At 43.9% G+C, this 17,011-nt stretch carries 16 protein-coding genes; 11 read left to right on the forward strand and 5 right to left on the reverse strand.

Annotation, left to right across the window (positions count from 1 at the left end; translation table 11 throughout):
- Positions 1 to 143 precede the first annotated feature (143 nt).
- Positions 144 to 2,219, reverse strand: coding sequence for a TonB-dependent receptor domain-containing protein (locus tag ACP7AA_RS01760; protein WP_426222460.1), 2,076 nt, complete (start codon positions 2,217 to 2,219; stop codon positions 144 to 146).
- Positions 2,220 to 2,938: 719 nt separating this feature from the next.
- Between ACP7AA_RS01760 and ACP7AA_RS01765 the strand changes: the two genes are divergently transcribed.
- Positions 2,939 to 4,372 (forward strand): nucleobase:cation symporter-2 family protein, encoded by a 1,434-nt coding sequence (locus tag ACP7AA_RS01765; protein WP_426222461.1) that lies wholly within the window; start codon positions 2,939 to 2,941, stop codon positions 4,370 to 4,372.
- Positions 4,373 to 4,514: 142 nt separating this feature from the next.
- On the opposite strand, the gene ACP7AA_RS01770 is transcribed toward ACP7AA_RS01765, so the two are convergent.
- Entirely contained in the window at positions 4,515 to 5,264 is a 750-nt protein-coding gene (locus tag ACP7AA_RS01770) for a TetR/AcrR family transcriptional regulator (RefSeq protein ID WP_426222462.1), read from the reverse strand.
- 318 nt (positions 5,265 to 5,582) lie between these two features.
- Here ACP7AA_RS01770 and uraD point away from each other — a divergent pair, with 318 nt between their 5' ends.
- The 10 genes from uraD to ACP7AA_RS01820 all read left to right on the forward strand — a co-directional run bounded on the left by uraD (position 5,583) and on the right by ACP7AA_RS01820 (position 14,460).
- Complete coding sequence (gene uraD / locus ACP7AA_RS01775) at positions 5,583 to 6,104, forward strand: 2-oxo-4-hydroxy-4-carboxy-5-ureidoimidazoline decarboxylase (RefSeq protein ID WP_426222463.1); 522 nt, start codon at positions 5,583 to 5,585, stop codon at positions 6,102 to 6,104.
- Positions 6,105 to 6,147: 43 nt separating this feature from the next.
- Positions 6,148 to 6,516, forward strand: coding sequence for a hydroxyisourate hydrolase (gene uraH, locus ACP7AA_RS01780; protein ID WP_201619685.1), 369 nt, complete (start codon positions 6,148 to 6,150; stop codon positions 6,514 to 6,516).
- A 66-nt stretch (positions 6,517 to 6,582) separates the two neighbouring features.
- A complete protein-coding gene (locus tag ACP7AA_RS01785; RefSeq protein ID WP_426222464.1) occupies positions 6,583 to 7,941 on the forward strand; it encodes a urate hydroxylase PuuD in 1,359 nt (452 codons plus the stop codon).
- Positions 7,942 to 8,017: 76 nt separating this feature from the next.
- Positions 8,018 to 8,998: an allantoinase PuuE gene (gene puuE, locus ACP7AA_RS01790; RefSeq protein WP_298872027.1), complete on the forward strand. Its 981-nt coding sequence runs from the start codon at positions 8,018 to 8,020 to the stop codon at positions 8,996 to 8,998.
- Between the two features lie 68 nt (positions 8,999 to 9,066).
- The gene (locus ACP7AA_RS01795) at positions 9,067 to 9,903 is read left to right on the forward strand and encodes a bifunctional allantoicase/(S)-ureidoglycine aminohydrolase (RefSeq protein ID WP_298872030.1); all 837 of its coding nucleotides are present in this window, start codon (positions 9,067 to 9,069) and stop codon (positions 9,901 to 9,903) included.
- Between the two features lie 152 nt (positions 9,904 to 10,055).
- A complete protein-coding gene (locus ACP7AA_RS01800; RefSeq protein ID WP_426222465.1) occupies positions 10,056 to 10,577 on the forward strand; it encodes an ureidoglycolate lyase in 522 nt (173 codons plus the stop codon).
- 195 nt (positions 10,578 to 10,772) lie between these two features.
- Positions 10,773 to 11,078: a Trp family transcriptional regulator gene (locus tag ACP7AA_RS01805; RefSeq protein ID WP_426222466.1), complete on the forward strand. Its 306-nt coding sequence runs from the start codon at positions 10,773 to 10,775 to the stop codon at positions 11,076 to 11,078.
- Positions 11,079 to 11,150: 72 nt separating this feature from the next.
- Entirely contained in the window at positions 11,151 to 12,569 is a 1,419-nt protein-coding gene (locus tag ACP7AA_RS01810; protein WP_426222467.1) for an anthranilate synthase component I family protein, read from the forward strand.
- A 33-nt stretch (positions 12,570 to 12,602) separates the two neighbouring features.
- Complete coding sequence (locus tag ACP7AA_RS01815; RefSeq protein ID WP_426222468.1) at positions 12,603 to 13,265, forward strand: anthranilate synthase component II; 663 nt, start codon at positions 12,603 to 12,605, stop codon at positions 13,263 to 13,265.
- A gap of 247 nt (positions 13,266 to 13,512) precedes the next feature.
- Positions 13,513 to 14,460, forward strand: coding sequence for a DMT family transporter (locus ACP7AA_RS01820; RefSeq protein WP_298872041.1), 948 nt, complete (start codon positions 13,513 to 13,515; stop codon positions 14,458 to 14,460).
- Positions 14,461 to 14,616: 156 nt separating this feature from the next.
- Here the strand turns inward: ACP7AA_RS01820 and ACP7AA_RS01825 are convergent, their stop codons facing one another.
- The 3 genes from ACP7AA_RS01825 to ACP7AA_RS01835 form a co-directional block, all read right to left on the reverse strand.
- On the reverse strand, positions 14,617 to 15,360 hold the full coding sequence (locus tag ACP7AA_RS01825) for an amino acid ABC transporter ATP-binding protein (RefSeq protein WP_426222469.1): 744 nt from the start codon (positions 15,358 to 15,360) through the stop codon (positions 14,617 to 14,619).
- Between the two features lie 62 nt (positions 15,361 to 15,422).
- Positions 15,423 to 16,160 (reverse strand): amino acid ABC transporter permease, encoded by a 738-nt coding sequence (locus tag ACP7AA_RS01830; protein ID WP_271133624.1) that lies wholly within the window; start codon positions 16,158 to 16,160, stop codon positions 15,423 to 15,425.
- Positions 16,160 to 16,996, reverse strand: a complete 837-nt coding sequence (locus tag ACP7AA_RS01835) for an amino acid ABC transporter substrate-binding protein (RefSeq protein ID WP_201563174.1) — start codon at positions 16,994 to 16,996, stop codon at positions 16,160 to 16,162. Before ACP7AA_RS01835 ends, ACP7AA_RS01830 begins: the two co-directional genes overlap by 1 nt.
- Between the last annotated feature and the right edge of the window lie 15 nt (positions 16,997 to 17,011).

The raw sequence follows: 17,011 nt of genomic DNA on the forward strand, positions 1-17,011 counted from the left end.
TATGAATATACAGGGTTAATGGTGCTACAGTCGAAGCGTAATTTTTAAAACAAGACAGTACAATTTCCGAAAAATGGCGATAAAAAAGCCAGCTCTTTTTTATAAAAAGCTGGCTCTTTTGCTACTAAAAAATAAATGCAGGCTTAAAACTGATAGGTTAAAGAAGCTTTGATATTACGACCTTTTTCAAAGTCAGTAGTAACATCATCAATCGGATTTAGACGAGATGAGTGGCTCGCATAAGCTTCATCGAAAAGATTATAAACGCCAAGCGTGGCTTTTAATCCATCAACTTGTTTTGGCGAATAGTTCATAAAGATATCATGAACATTATAGCTTGGTTTTTCAATGTCATTTTCGCCAGTATTTGGCATCACTGAAGCGACATAGGTACTGCGCCAGCCGATATCTGTGGTCTCTGTTGGAGCATAAGCCAGATTGACCATATATTTATCGCCTGATTCTGAGCTGCTTCCGGTCACTGACGGAATACTGTAGCCTGTGTCTTCACCTTTACTACGTGCGCGCGAATAGCTCAAACCCATACTAAAGTTATTCATTTTATAGTCAGCGGCGAGTTCAACCCCTTTAATTTTATAATCTTCATCTTTGTTTATTGCGCCTTGGCAATTACTTCCAGGTTCTGGTGCACAATCCAAGCCTGAACGTACAAACTCAATATAATTTTCGATATCGGTTTCAAAGTATTTACCGCTTAACTGTAACGCATCACCGGCTACCGTTAGGTCACGCAAGGTTTTAACAATACCAACCTCAGTATTAGACCCTTCTTCTGCTTTTAAGTCGTTGTTAACAACAGTTCCAACACCATTTCGATTAAAAATCGCTTGACTCAAATCAGGACCATTAAATAACTGCGTGTAGCTGGCAAATACTTGCGTTAGTGGTGCAATCTCATAGCTTGCGGCAAGTGCACCGACGACATTATCATAGGTTTTGCCACCAGCGATAAAATCAGGAGATTTGTAGCGGTCATAACGTACACCAGGCGTTAGGCTAAATTTACCCATTTGCCATTGGTCTTCTAGATATACAGAGGTGTTTGTTGCTTCATCTCTACCGCTCACCGGTATCGTAGTACCACGCTCTACACCATGGTAGTCAGATTCTTTTTTATAATGCTCTACACCAGCGATCAATTTATGAGTACCGGTAATACCCTCAAAGACACTACTATCAACTATACTAGTATTTTGTATTTTAGCGCCTGTGGTTTTAACCTGTGCATCAAACTCGAAACCTGGGTTTTTATTATAATCAGAATCGCGCAAAATACGGGTTTTGGTCTGATAAACATTGGTATCAACATCAATTAACTTGCTTGCCGGATTATAAGTATAATCTAGCCCATAAGTATCGCGTTTAACTTGTTGTGGTATTGGGGCGTCATTACGACTAGGAAAGTCAGGACGGAATGGGAAAATACCTTTCTTTTCAGTACTGCTAAAGTTTGCACCAATATGATGATCATCCGCAATATAAGCACCAGCTTTTAATAAAATATTTTCACTTTTACTGTCTTCAAACAGCTCACGACCGTTACCATCCTCGCCCGAATTAGTATCACGCTTGCCATAATAAGCCAGTAAGTCAACATTGTCCGTTGGTGCAGCAAACACCGTCGCTGATGTTAATAACTCATCATTATTACTGGCATAACCTGCGTGTAATTTGGCACCTATTCTTTGACCCGGTTTTAGCAAGTCAGCCGCATCAACCGTTTTAAAGGCAACCGCACCACCAATGGCATCATTTCCTAGCGTCACTGAGTTATTACCGACCGCGACATCCGCTTGCTTGAGCAAGTCAGGATCAAGGGTCAAATCGCCCATATGATAAAAAAGTTTACCTTCTTGACGGGCACCATCGATAGTGACTTTCAGGTTGCTGTCTTCAAGACCACGAATACGAATACGCTGATTGACTGCTGAGGTGCCACCTACGGTAACCCCAGGAACGACATTCAAAAAATCGCTCAAATGGCTGGCTTGCTGCGCTGGAGTATAGTCTTCGACATAAACCCCATCTTCTTGGACTTTTTCGCGGACTGAGCTATTGGCGGTCACCGTGATGGTTTGTAAGGTGGTACTAGGCAATTCCTCCGCCGCCATTGCCATCTGTGACCATAAAACAGCTGAAACCGTCATGGATAAGACCGTTAATTGATTAGAAAATGTTGCTGACTTAACTTCACGCATAACACACTCACTTTACTTACTATTAGGATTGAAGGAATTAAGAGCCACTTTTGAGAATTTATTTAAGAAGTTTTTTATAAAGCTTATAAGGACTTTACTCTACAACGACCGCTCTACCACTGCGCTAAAAAAATCTGTATCACCTATAAACTTGTAATACTCATTAATCTGCAACTCGTATTGCGAATCACATAGGTAAAGTTAATGATAATTATTAGCATTTAAATTATGACAGGCATAATAACGAAGTATTAACAATTTGGCAATAAATAATGTGAGAAATTCACTTCAATGATTAGGTTGTGAATGTAAGCATGCAATAAAGACTTGCTATCCATTCCCTATAAACAATTGATAATCTCAGGGTTTTTATCTAGAGAACTTGGACTGTGCGCTTTTAAGCTATCATTATTGCGATGTGAATAAATCTACGAGTATGAAAAAAAACGTTGCAATAGCAGAGCCTTTCACTATACCCTTAGATAGCTGACCAATTAGTCAGGTTTTTATTACAATGATTGGCAATCTTGATAAATAATGGTTAGGTATGATTATTTATTAGCACAAGGATAAGTGCGATTTTCTGTTGGCTACTGGATAGATAAGCAATATAAAACATTCTAGCGAGGGCATTATTTTTGTCGACTCTAGGTAGTGATGATATTGCTGAGTAAATGCCGCAGAGATTGGACTAAAAGTCACTTCAGGAGGAAGCCGAGATGAGTGAGCACACTCAAGGGAACCGCGATTTATTATATGGTTTGCACGATCGCCCCGCCCCTGCAAAAGCCTTTTTAGGCGCAACCCAACACGTACTTGCGAGCTTTGTCGGCATCATTACGCCCTCATTAATTATAGGCGGCGTGCTAGGTTTAGGAGAACACATCCCCTACCTCATCAGTATGTCTTTGATGGTATCAGGGGTTGCGACTTTTATTCAGACCCATAAAGTTGGACCCGTAGGCTCTGGATTGATGGCACTACAGGGTACCAGTTTTGGGTTTTTAGCGGCGGTATTGGCAGCAGGTTTTGTGGTAAAAAATAAAGGCGGTAGTCCAGAGGAAATTCTCTCTGTGATTTTTGGGGTCTCGTTTCTCGGAGCATTCGTCGAGATTTTCTTAAGCCAATTTATTACCAAGCTTAAATCCTTGATGAGCCCTATCGTGACGGGTTGCGTGATTGTCACTATCGGACTTTCATTGACTAAAGTAGGTCTGACCGATTTGGCAGGCGGCGTCGGAGCAGAGAACTTTGGGAGTATGCAGAACCTATTGCTCGGTGGCGGTGTACTGGTCAGCGTGGTGCTAATCAGTATTATTGACAATAAAGTTATTCGCTCAAGTGCCATCTTTATTGGGCTAATGCTAGGCTTGATTGCCGCGATGTTTATGGGTCGCATTGACTTCTCATTGGTCGCTGAAGCCCCTATATTTACCCTACCTGTTCCTTTTAAATTCGGCTTTGGCTTTGAGTGGCAAGCTTTTATCCCTATTGCTTTTATGTATATTATTACCAGTATCGAAACCTCAGGGGATTTAACAGCGACCTCGATGATTTCAGGCGAACCCATTAAAGGCCCGTTATATGAAAAACGTATCAAGGGTGGGGTGTTAGGTGACGGGGTTAACTCGCTGATAGCCGCGGTGTTCAACACCTTCCCAGTGACGACCTTTAGCCAAAATAATGGTGTCATTCAGATGACCGGCATCGCTAGCCGATATGTCGGCTTTTATGTAGGTGCGATCTTATTTACCATGGGCATGTTCCCTATCCTCGGCGCAATTTTTACGCAATTGCCAAAGCCAGTCGTTGGCGGTGTAACGCTGCTGATGTTTGCCACCGTTGCCACTGCTGGTATTCGTATCCTATCGACAGTTGAGTTTACCCACCGTAATATTTTAATCATTGCAACGTCACTAGGCTTATCAATGGGCGTGGCCTTTGTGCCGGATGTATTCGCCCAAACGCCCCAGTTATTCCGCAATATCTTTGGTTCTGCGGTGACGATGTCAGGTATCGTTGCTATCGCTCTCGATATGATTTTGCCAAAAAATTACGGTGTAGAGTTTGATGAGCCAGAGCAACACGCTGAAGAAAAGCTAAAGCCTGTTCGTAAAATGTCTGAGAGGGCTATTGAAGGTCAGATATTATAGTTGTCATAAAATGCCATTGAGCGCAGTGAGAGATTTTTTCTGCTTTTCAATCACTGCCTTAACGATAAAGTCGTCATAACGCTCTATCGTTAAGGCGATTTTCTGTATGTACCTTTTTATTTTGAATAGACTATATAAGATATTAAAGCCCGCAACCACGCAAAATAAATGGCACTAAAAAATCAGCAGCACGCGCTTCATCTTGCTTATCGTATTTATCTTTACCCATTAAACCGACGATTTCTATCTCAAACTCGGCATAGCGTTGCGTCGTTGCCCAAATCAAAATTAATAATTGTAATGGATCGCTAACACCAATCTTGCCTTGTTCATACCAAGTTTTCATGACCTGCGCCTTATCAACTGCCCATTCTTGCATCGTCGTTGACATAAAGTCGTGCAAGTGTGGTGCTCCGCCAATGACTTCAAGTGCAAACAGCTTATGTTGGTTTGGGTGCGCAAATGCTTGATGCAGTTTCGTGCGCACGAATTTTTCGATCACTTCCTTGGGGTCACTCTCGACTGTCATGGTCACCAAGCCCTCATTCCACTCTTGGATGATAGAGTGCAATACCGATTGGTACAGGTTCTTTTTATTTTTAAAATAATAATGAATATTGGCTTTTGGCAGCTCAGCTCTATCGGCAATACCTTGCATCGTCGCCCCGCGAAAACCTTGTAACACAAATTCTTCTTCTGCGGCTGCTAAAATGACAGCTTGATTGTGCGCACGAATGTCTTGCTGATTGCGCTGGACATTTTGCTCTACAAGCACTTCTGAACTCTCTGGTGTATTAACGTCGTTATTGTGCGCCGTGTCTTTTCCAGTTGTAATACTTTTAGTCGTATCTTTTTTAGTTATAACACTTTTAATTGTATCGCTGGTGGCCATGATTAGTAACGCCTGTAATGATGTTCAATGAGTGACGATGCGCCAATGTAGGTTTATATTTTAATAAAGCGTAAGGCTTATGGCCTGATTTTTATGAAATATATCTCACTAAAATAAATTATTTGCATAAAGTAGTTGACCAAATGGTCAGGTTTAAGGAGAATGGTTAATATTAAAGCAATTACTGATTGATGCATACCCATTTAGCATGAGATTTTTCATCAATAGATGCTAATCAATAGATATTAGCATGCCGCTATACATCAATATCAGCTTATTCAGCCCTATGGATTGGGGACAAAGGAAAAGGATGCCACTGTGAAATTATCGCTACAGCAATTTAACCACCTAGCGCCAGCCGACGCGACCTCACACCTATTGACCTGTTGCACCAGTACAGCGTGGGCAAAAGAATTAGTCAGTAATCGTCCTTTCACTGATATAGATAACTTACTTACTCATAGTGACAACGCGTGGCAACAAGCACAATCCAACGAGGCCAATTTGCTCGAGGCTTTTGACGGCCACCCGCAAATCGGCAACGTCGACTCACTAAAAGAAAAATACCGCAACACTCAAGACAGTGCCGCGCATGAGCAATCAGGCGCAAACGATGCCGAGGATGAGGTGATTGCCGCCTTGGCGCAAGGCAATCAAGATTATCTCGATAAATTCGGCTTTATCTTTATCGTGTTTGCGACTGGCAAGAGTGCCCAGCAAATGCTGGATTTATTGTTAACACGCCTGCCAAATAATCGCGCTACTGAGCTGGTCAATGCCGCTGCTGAGCAAAATAAAATTACCCGTTTACGCTTACAAAAACTGCTGGGCGCCGCTTAATGTAAACGCTGCCTTACTGGTTCACTATATAAAAGGAATTATCATGTCAGGTACTCTCTCATCCCATATCTTAGATACCCATCTTGGCAAACCTGCCGCTGACATAGCGGTGACGCTACACCGCGTAAGCGCAAGCGGCAAGGCATCACTATTAGCCAATGGCATCACCAACGCTGATGGACGCGTGACACCAGACAGCTGGTCATTTAACCCAACTATTGATATTGCTGAATATCACTTAGATGTTGGACGTTATACCTTAACGTTTGATACCCAAGCTTATTTTGATACACAAAACCTAACGGCTTTTTATCCGCAAGTAGTCATCGACTTTATCATAAGTGATAACGGTCACTATCATGTACCGCTACTGCTTAGCGCACATGGCTATAGCACCTATCGCGGCTCGTAAAGGTATTACGTTATCGTTTAAAAGCACACTGGATGAAAGAACATTGGACAAAAGGACACTTGCCACATGGGCGCATATCTTCTCGATTGGGTAGCTTTATTTTTTCGCTGGTTTCACGTTATCGCTGGGATTGCATGGATTGGCGCATCTTTCTATTTTGTTTGGTTGGATTTAAGCTTGCGAAAACCGCCACAGTGGAAAGCCGATAAAGGTATCTCAGGCGATTTATGGGCAGTACACGGCGGCGGCTTTTATGAGATTGCCAAATACAAGCTTGACCCTGAAGAGATGCCGAAGACCCTGCACTGGTTTAAATGGGAAGCTTATACCACGTGGCTGACTGGTATGGCGATGCTTGCTATCGTCTATTATGTCAATGCAACAGCTTACTTGATTGATCCCAGCAAGGTCGCTTTTGGTAGTAGTATTGGTGCCATATCGACAAGCTTATTATTCTTATTTGGCAGCTACTTTATTTATGAGGTGATTGTCCGTAGCCATTTAGGTAAAAACTCGTTTATTTTTAGCACTATTATTTTTATCTTACTAGTCATTGCTTGTTGGGGTTCTTATCAATTATTTAGTGACCGAGCCTCATTTATCCATATCGGTGCCATATTGGGTACAGTCATGGCAGGTAACGTCTTCTTTGGTATCATGCCAGCTCAGCGGGCGCTTGTAGATTGTGTGCGGCGTGGCGAAAAGCCGGGTAAAGAAGTCGCCGACTTAGCATCACAAGCCAAAAACCGCTCATTGATGAACAACTACTTTACCTTACCGCTTATCTTTACCATGATTAGTAACCACTATCCGATGATGTATTCTCATGCACACGGCTGGTTGGTATTGGTCTACGTCGGCATCATCACGGCGATTGTTCGCCATTACTTTAACCAGAAGCATTTAGACAATCATAAGCCGCGCTATTTGGTTATCCCTGCTGTTTTAACCGTTTTATTGATTATTTGGATGCGTCCAGAGCCAATTGAGCCGTTACCTGCTTCTAATACTCCAGCAGCTGCCGCGCCTGCCGCAAATGACAGCACACCACCAACGGCTGGCGATGACCTAGCAAGTAACGCGGTTAATTCTGATGGCAGTTCTAATGCCAGCTCTAATGCCAGCTCTGATGTTAAGTCTAATGAAAACGTCACTGCCGAGGCAATTCCAGTGACGGCCTCAGCTGACGATGCCATCATGAATGTTGTGCATACGCGCTGTAGCACTTGCCATGCTGCGCAGCCAACTCAGCAAGGATTTGCAGCGCCGCCAGCAGGTATTATCATCCAAACACCGTCAGATATGAAAATCCATAAAGACAAAATCATTACGGCGGTACAAACAGGCTATATGCCACTGGGCAATCTGACTCAATTGACTGATGCAGAACGCCAACAAATCGTTGCTTATACCTCAGGTTTGTAGTTTTAAATGTTAGTAGCTAATTAGCGTAGCGATACTCACTCTTATGTTGCTTTAAGATATTTAGGATATATTTACAATGAGTAAAAAAATAACCAGCGATTTTAATCACGATACCTATGCACGCGACCTAAAAGGCTATGCAGGCAATCCACCGCAAGCTAATTGGCCGGGCGGTGCAAAGATTGCTGTCCAGTTCGTTCTCAATATCGAGGAGGGTGCTGAGAACAGCGTTATTCATGGCGATGCAGAATCAGAGCGTTTTTTGTCCGATATCTTAGGCACACCCTCATTTAATAACCGTCATCAGTCTATCGAATCGGCCTTTGAGTATGGTAGCCGTGTCGGTGTGTGGCGAGTGCTGGATGTGTTTAAAGACTACGGCCTGCCTATTACTACCTTTACTTGCGCTGCTGCGGCTGAAAAAACGCCGCATATTATCGAGCGCGTCTTAGAGGACGGTCACGAAGTTGCCAGTCACGGACTGCGCTGGATTACCTATCAATATATGTACCGTGAGACCGAGCGCGAGCATGTGCGTCGTGCTACTGAAATCTTTGAGCGGATGCTTGGTGGGCAGCCGTTAGGTTGGTACACAGGTCGTGATAGTCCCAATACCCGTGAGCTGGTCGCCGAGCAAGGTGGCTATATTTATGACTCCGACTCTTACGCTGATGAGCTGCCTTACTGGCTTAATGTTAAGGTAGAAGACGGTAATAAAATCGCTCGCAAGCCGCATCTGGTTATTCCTTATAGCCTTGAAACCAATGACATGCGCTTTTCGTCAAGCCCGGGATTCACTCATGCTGAACCCTTTTATCAGTATCTAAAAGACAGCTTCGATACGCTTTATGAAGAAGGTCAGCAAACGCCAAAAATGCTGACCATCGGTTTGCATTGCCGTATCATTGGCCGCGCTGGTCGCATCACCGCGCTGAAAAAGTTTTTAAAATATATTACGGACAAACCTGATGTTTGGGTCTGTCGCCGCGATGAGATTGCCAAGCACTGGTATGAAAACCATCCTGCCACGGCTGATAACACCGCTGACTGGATGTAATCTTAAATTCAGATCATAAGTTCAGACACCAATTTATCGCGGCACAAAATCATTAAGGATTATTAACCATGTCAACAAAAAGTACTTATTATGCCCCAACTGGCGGCTTACCTCCGCAAACACAACTACTATCCGATCGCGCTATCTTCACCGAAGCTTATGCGATTATCCCCAAACGTGTACTAACCGACATTGTTATTAGCTACCTACCGTTTTGGGAAGGCATGCGCATGTGGGTGATTGCCCGTCCTTTAAGCGGTTTTGCAGAAACCTTCTCACAATACATCGTCGAAGTCGCACCAAATGGCGGCTCTCAAAAGCCTGAGCTGGATACCACAGCAGAAGCCGTATTGTTTGTCGTTGAAGGTGCAATGGATATTACTATTAAAGGCGAAGCGCATCATCTCGAAGCGGGTGGCTATGTATTTTTACCACCGGCATGTAAGTGGACGCTAAAAAACAATAGCGACAAGCACGTTAAATTCCATTGGATTCGTAAAGCTTATCAGTTTGTAGACGGTATTGATGCGCCCGAACCTTTTGTCACCAGCGATCACGATGTTGCAGCGATTGAGATGCCCGGTACTAATGGTGTATGGGCAACCACCAGATTTACCGAGCAATCCGATATGCGTCACGATATGCATGTGAACATAGTCACTTTCCAACCGGGCGGTGTGATTCCATTTGACGAAACGCATGTCATGGAACACGGTTTGTATGTGCTAGAAGGTAAAGCGGTATATCACTTAAACGGTGAATGGGTAGAAGTCGAGGCGGGTGATTTTATGTGGCTGCGCGCATTTTGCCCACAATCTTGTTACGCTGGCGGACCTGGTCCATTTAGATACTTACTATATAAAGACGTGAATAGACATATGCCATTTATTCGCCCGGAACGATAAGCCATCCACAACGATAAATAGTATAAAAGCATAATCGTTAATGCGAATACGGGTCTATAGTAAATTTACTGCTACTGCCAATTAAACGACCCTATCAATTAACTAACGTTACTAATTCAACTAACGTTACTAACCCTTATTAAGGTGAATTCATGAGTACTACAATCATAGCCAAACCTTTGACTAAAGCTGAGTTTGCACCTTATGGCAAGGTTATTGAGCCGTATGATAAAGACGAAGAAACGCCTGAAAATTGTTATGAGATTAACAATGGCTACGCCAAGCGCCACCATGCTATCGCTGAGGCTAAGCTCGATGGTGGCAATGTCGGTATGAGTATTTTCTGTGCTAAAAAGCGCGATTTTCCTATTGCCTTATCAGTAATGGAATATCACCCGTTTGGTACTCAGGCTTTCTTTTCGATGAATGGTCAGGATTATATTGTCGTGGTTGCGCCTAAAGGCAAGCCGCCACAGTCTGCTGATGATTTGACCGTATTTTATGCCAAATCGCATCAAGGCGTGCAATATGACGCCTATGTCTGGCATCATCCGCTGCTTGCACTTGGTTGTGACTCTAACTTTTTAGTGATTGACCGTATCAATGGCGAAGGCAATAACTGCTATGAGCTTGATATCAATGATTGGCAAGTACAAATTGAGCTTGCAGAATAGACCAGCCAGCTAATGGCGATTAGTTGGCTTGTTATGCTTAATAGCTCAGATTTAACAAATGATACTTGTTCAATAAAAAACATTATATCGATTACTGTGGAAACATTAAGTCGGATTACTTGTTTTTCTTGTACTACTGTACTAGAATACTGAAACAAGATATTATTTGCCCGACTATTATAAAGATTACATACTATGAGCACTAACCCCTACCACAGTTTATTAACTCATCTCGCAAATTGCAGTGACAGTGCCGCTATTGAGCGGTTATTCAGTGCGCTATTGACCGATAAAGAGCAGCAAGAAATCGCCAATCGTATCCGTATTTTTGACTTGCTTGAGCGCGGTGTGACCCAGCGTGAGATATCTGAGCAACTGGGTGTTGGTATCGCCACTGTTTCGCGCGGCGCTAAAGCCATGCAAGTGCATGATGTGAGCGCTTTATTAAAGACTCATAGAAAAAATACATCTATAAAAAGCACATCTATAAAAGACGCTTAATTCATCAAAAAGCACGATTTCTTTGTGCCTGATTTTTATCTGATAAATCATTGAACTATTTTGGACATTGTTATGACCTCTGCTACTTCCAAGCCTAATCAACCTGCTGCTATTGATATTCCTAGTAAGCCACAGCGCATTAAACTCACGCAGGATATCGATTTTTTCGCATTATTTAAACGTATTGAGCGCGCTTTTGAGACCTGTTATCTGCTTGAATCATTGGGTGAAGACGGTCATATGGCGCGCCATCATGCCATTGGTTTTGACCCGGTTATGACCATTGCTGCATTGGACCGTAGCACCTTAGCGATTACTGATAATAAAACTGCTGAAACCAGTCATTATCAAACGGACAATCCTTACGAGCTATTGCGTAAAATCACCCCGCAGCACGTTATTGCCCGTGACCAAAGCGGTGGACTGGTCGGTTATCTAGGCTATGACAGTGTCAATTTCTTTGAGCCAAGTCTCAATGCTAAAGCCAGTAACGACTTTGAACCCTTTAAATTTGGTGTCTATTTAGATGGTCTGACGCTTGATAAGATGACCGGTGAGATTTTCTATTTCTATTACCCGACCGCGCAGCAAGACAATCGTATCGAGCACATCAAAGCCTTACTAGATGCGCCCATTCCAAATTATGAGCCGCCAACCGTTGAGTTTTTGGGTGATGGTATGAGCCAAGAAGAGCATGCCAAAGTCGTCATGCAAGTCAAAGAAGACATCATCTCTGGGCGGATCTTTCAGTGTGAAGTTGGCTTTAAGTCCAAATATCATATTAGCGGCGATAAGATGCCGATTTATGAAAAGCTGCGGACCGTCAATCCGTCACCGCATATGTACTTTATGAAATTTTCTCAGCAATGCATCATTGGCGCCTCCCCTGAGCTACTGTTTCGCTTACGTCAAGGTGAGATGGAAACCTATCCTCTCGCAGGCACCGCCAAGCGCGGCGTCGATATCGCAGAAGACCGTAAGCTTGCCCGCGCTTTGCTAAATGATGCTAAAGAGATAGCCGAGCACAATATGCTCGTTGACCTGCACCGTAACGATATCGGTCGCGTCGCACGCTTTGGTACGGTAAAAGTACGTAGCCTAATGGACATCAAACGCTTCTCACACGTCCAACATATCTCCTCTGAAATCGTTGGGATTTTGCATCCTGATGAAGATATGTTTAGCGCCCTTGCCAGCAACTTCCCCGCCGGTACCTTATCTGGCGCACCAAAAGTCGAAGCAATCAAAGTCATTAATGAGCTAGAGCCTGATGGTCGCGGTGCTTATGGCGGTGCGCTTGGGTCATTTAACTTTAATGGCGATTGTATCTTTGCCATTCCTATTCGCAGTCTATTTATCAATGGTGAGTCGGCTTATGCGCAAACCTGCGGCGGCAATGTTTACGACTCCAATCCTGCTGATGAATACTTAGAAATTCAGCGTAAGCTTTCTGCCATGAAAGTGGTCTTAGACAGCTTTATGACAGCCTAAACTCCCTATATTTCAGCAAAGAGCTTATGACTTATGAATGTTTTAATTATCGATAACTACGATTCTTTTACCTTTAATCTTTATCAATATATCGGTGAGATTCTGCAAACCATGGACAGTGATAAAGACGGTACTAAAGAAGCAGCCAACGTCATCGTCAGGCGTAATAACGAGATTACCTTGGCTGATGTACAAGCGATGAATCTTGACCGTATCATTATCTCGCCCGGCCCTGGTGCCCCTGATGACCCCGCTTATTTTGGTATTTGTGCAGAAGTGATAGAGGTCATGGGCAAAACAACGCCGCTTCTTGGCGTTTGCTTGGGTATGCAGGGTATCGCCCACGTATTTGGCGGTGATGTGGTACGAGCCGGCGTACCGATGCATGGCAAGGTCTCAGCCATTCGCCATGATAATGCAGGTGTCTATCAAGGCTTGCCACAAGAGATAGAAATCATGCGCTATCACTCATTGATGGTAAAGGCAGATACGCTACCAGACTGCTTAACGGTCACTTCAGTCGTTGCTAATGATGAACATCATGATTTAAGTTTGGCTGAGTCAGCGCTAGCCGGTGATGAGATTATGGGATTGCAGCATACAGAATATCCGATTCAAGGCGTACAGTTTCACCCAGAGTCCTTTGCCACGGAAGGGGCTAAGCGCTTGCTAAGCAATTTTTTACTGCAAGTTTAAATTATGCAACTTAAGTAAATTGAATTTTAAGTTTAATGGACTTGTGTTAATCCTTCATTAACGCTTTAATGATAGACTGAAAACAACAAACAAAAGGCAGCCTTTAACAAGGTTGTCTTTTGTTATTTCAGCATAGTAATGAGTGATGAGCAATAGGCAACGAGCACCAAGTCAAAAAAGTGCCATTAGCTAAAAAGCTTACACAGTTTATTGTTTAAATTTTCTAGGAAATAAAATAGAGAGCGATATGGCAAACACCGGTAGCGCAATGTCAGCGCGTCAGTCATGGATAGGCACCATTCAAATTATCACAGCCGCTGTCTGCTGGGGTACCTTGGGGATATTCTCGACCTACCTCAATCAAATCGGCTTTAGTGGCTGGCAAATTACCATTTTGCGTATTGTGACCGCTGCCTTTCTTATTCTCATTATGTTACCAAAGCTATGGCCATACCTCATTAAGCTGCGTCCAAAACAATGGCTTGGACTGGCGATACAATCGTTGATTGGCGTACTCGGCATGTCGGTATGCTATTTCTTTGCGGTCATCTATGTTGGTGCAGGTCCTGCCGTTGCTTTGCTTTATACCGCACCCGTTTTTAGCTTATTATTTTCGGCAGTTTTGCTGAATGAATCCATTACTCGGCAGTCGGCATTACTGGCGCTCATGGCAGTATTCGGTGTTGGTCTAACCATGTTAGGAGATGCGGCACAAGTCAACTGGGGCATCGTGCTTGGGCTACTATCTGGCGTATGTTATTCCCTCTATGGCGTACTCGGCAAGCGCGCGATGCACTATGCGCACCCTGCTCCTTTGGTATTTTTTACCTCTATTGTTATCAGTGCTGGCGTATTGCTTTTACTACCCGAGACCTATAAAACGTATGGGCAATTATTAACCTTGCCTTTACACACTTGGGGCTACGCCTTGGGACTGTCGTTGATTGGAACCGTCGTGCCCTTTGCCCTCTATATGAAGGCATTAGAGAAGCTGCCTGCCACTCGTGCATCGGTGTTTACTATCTTTGAGCCTTTAACCGCGATTGCTTTAGCGACGCTATTACTGCATCAGTCATTGTCATGGATTCAATATTTAGGGGTGGTACTCATTCTACTAGCGGCTTTATTTAATGCGGTATTAAATGGTACGACCACTCGTGTACCGCGTTGGTTAAGAAGACGGCAAAAGGTTTAGTCTTACGTTCTATTCGTTTTTATAAGACAAAAAAAGCCCCAACCATAAGAATATCGTTGGGGCTTTTGCTTAACAGCTGGTAAAGGTCTTAAAACCTTATTTTATAGTAACTTATTTACGCTATAAAAACTTGATTAACACCTTAAATCATTTTTATTATTGCACGATACGCTGTAAAAACGCTTGCGTACGTGGATGCTTTGAGTCCTCAAACAACTGCCGCGCGCTGCCCTCTTCGACCACCACACCGTCTTCAATCAAAACCACATGATCAGCGACATCACGGGCAAAGTTAATCTCGTGAGTCACCACAACCATCGTCCAGCCTTCAGAAGCTAACTGCTTCATCGTTCCTAGGACATCCTGCACCAGCTCTGGATCAAGCGCAGAGGTTGGCTCATCAAACAACAGTAACGACGGTTCAATAGCCAGCGCACGCGCAATACCAACTCGCTGCTGCTGACCACCAGATAGCTGAAACGGGTACAAATCCGCTTTATCCGAGAGCCCGACCTTTTCGAGTAATGCTAAAGCCTGCGCGCGTGCTTGCGCTTTACTTTGCCCTTGTACCACCGTCGGCCCAAGCATTAAGTTTTCAAGCGCGGTCTTATGCGGAAACAAATTATAAGACTGAAATACCATCCCAGCTTTACGTTGTAATGCCAGCAGGGTTTTCTTTTTAGGCTTGGTGGCAAAGTCGACCGTCAAGCTACCATCGTCGAACTTAATAACGCCTTGATCAGGAATCTCTAGCGCATTTAGACAACGCAAAAAGGTGGTTTTACCCGAGCCTGATGGTCCTAATATGACCACGACTTGACCTTTGTGAATGGTCAAATCAATGCCCTTGAGCACTTGATTACTACCAAAGGCTTTGTGAATATTACTGACTTGAATCATAAAAGTTCCTGATACGCGGTTAATGCTAAAACTGTCATAAAACGAGTAGATGAGCAGATAAACTACTTAGCCACATAGCGGTCGAGTCGGGTTTCAAGCTTACCTTGGATAAAGGTCAAGAACAGACAGATACCCCAATAAATAACCGCCGCTTCAGTATAAACCAGCATAAACTCATAGTTACGCGCGGTGATAATCTGGGCTTCTTTAAATAGCTCAGTGACCAGTACCAATGATGCCAACGACGTATCTTTAACCAAACTAATAAAGGTATTGGATAAGGGTGGCACTGAAACGCGTAACGCTTGCGGCAAAATCACATGGCGAAAAGTCTGTAGATACGTCAAGCCGACGGTTGAGCCTGCTTCCCATTGCCCTTTTGGAATAGACAAAATCGAGGCACGTACCGTCTCTGACGCATAAGCACCGATATTTAACGAGAAAGCTATAATCGCAGATGGAAATGGATCAAGCTTTAAGCCAACACTTGGCAGCCCATAAAAAATAATAAATAGCTGCACGAGCATCGGCGTGCCGCGAATGGCTGACACGTAAATGCGCGCAAGTCTATAGATAATCTCATGGAACCAGCCAGCACGCGGCACGATACGAATCAGCGCCACTGTCAGCGCAATGGCCATACCAATCGCAAATGAAATCAATGCCAGCGGTATCGAATAATAGATACCGCCTTTGAGCATTGGCCAAAACGAATTGATAACGATTTGCGCCCGCGCAGGGTCCATAAATGGCAGTAGTGCCAGTAGTTCAGCTAACATAGACGTGATAGAAGCGAGCATTATTTTTGTTGACTTATATCAGCACCAAAGAATTCTTCGCTAAGTTTGGTTAGCGTTCCATCGGCGATTAGCGCGGCCATGGCTTCGTCTAGTTTTGCAACAACGGCATCATCACCTTTTAGCAATACCAATCCCGAACCGGTCTGCTCACTAACAGGGGCTGTCAGTTTAATCTCAAGCGCACTGTCGGGGAATTTCTTTAGATAATCCAATACGGCAAGATTGTCATTCATAGTAAAGTCAGCGCGGTCTTGTTTGACCAATTGAATCGCTTGCGCCATACCGTCTACAGGGACAACTTCTGCGCCATAACGTTCTGCTAGCTCGCCATAGTTACTGCTAAGCGACTGCGCTGAACGTAGACCTTTTAGGCCTTCCCACGAGCTATAACGATTATCATCAGTCGGTGCTAAAACCACCGCGCCTGACCAGCTGTAAGCGGTCGCTTTATCATATTTTGCTAAACGCTCAGGGGTGGTTAGACTGACCTGATTGGCGACCATATCAAAACGTTTGGAGTCAAGTCCTGCCAGCATCGCATCCCACTGGGTTTCTTTAAATTCAACCTCAACGCCTAGTTTGTCAGCAACGGCACGCGTCACTTCGACATCATAACCGGTAAGCTTACCGCTCTCATCATGATACGTGAACGGCGGATAAGTGCCTTCAGTACCGACGTTGATGGTGCCGCCATTATTGATACGCTGGAGCAAATCAGAACCACCTGTTGCGGCACTGTCAGCTGCATTGGTTTCGGCGTCAGTAGTAGGTGACTGATTACAAGCGGCAAGCAGTACGGTGCTGGCGGCAAGGGCTAAAAGAGTACGACGTTTCATAAGACGTCCTTATAA

This window comes from Psychrobacter sp. DWR1-2-3 (assembly GCF_049896465.1).
Classification (GTDB): Bacteria; Pseudomonadota; Gammaproteobacteria; order Pseudomonadales; family Moraxellaceae; genus Psychrobacter; species Psychrobacter maritimus.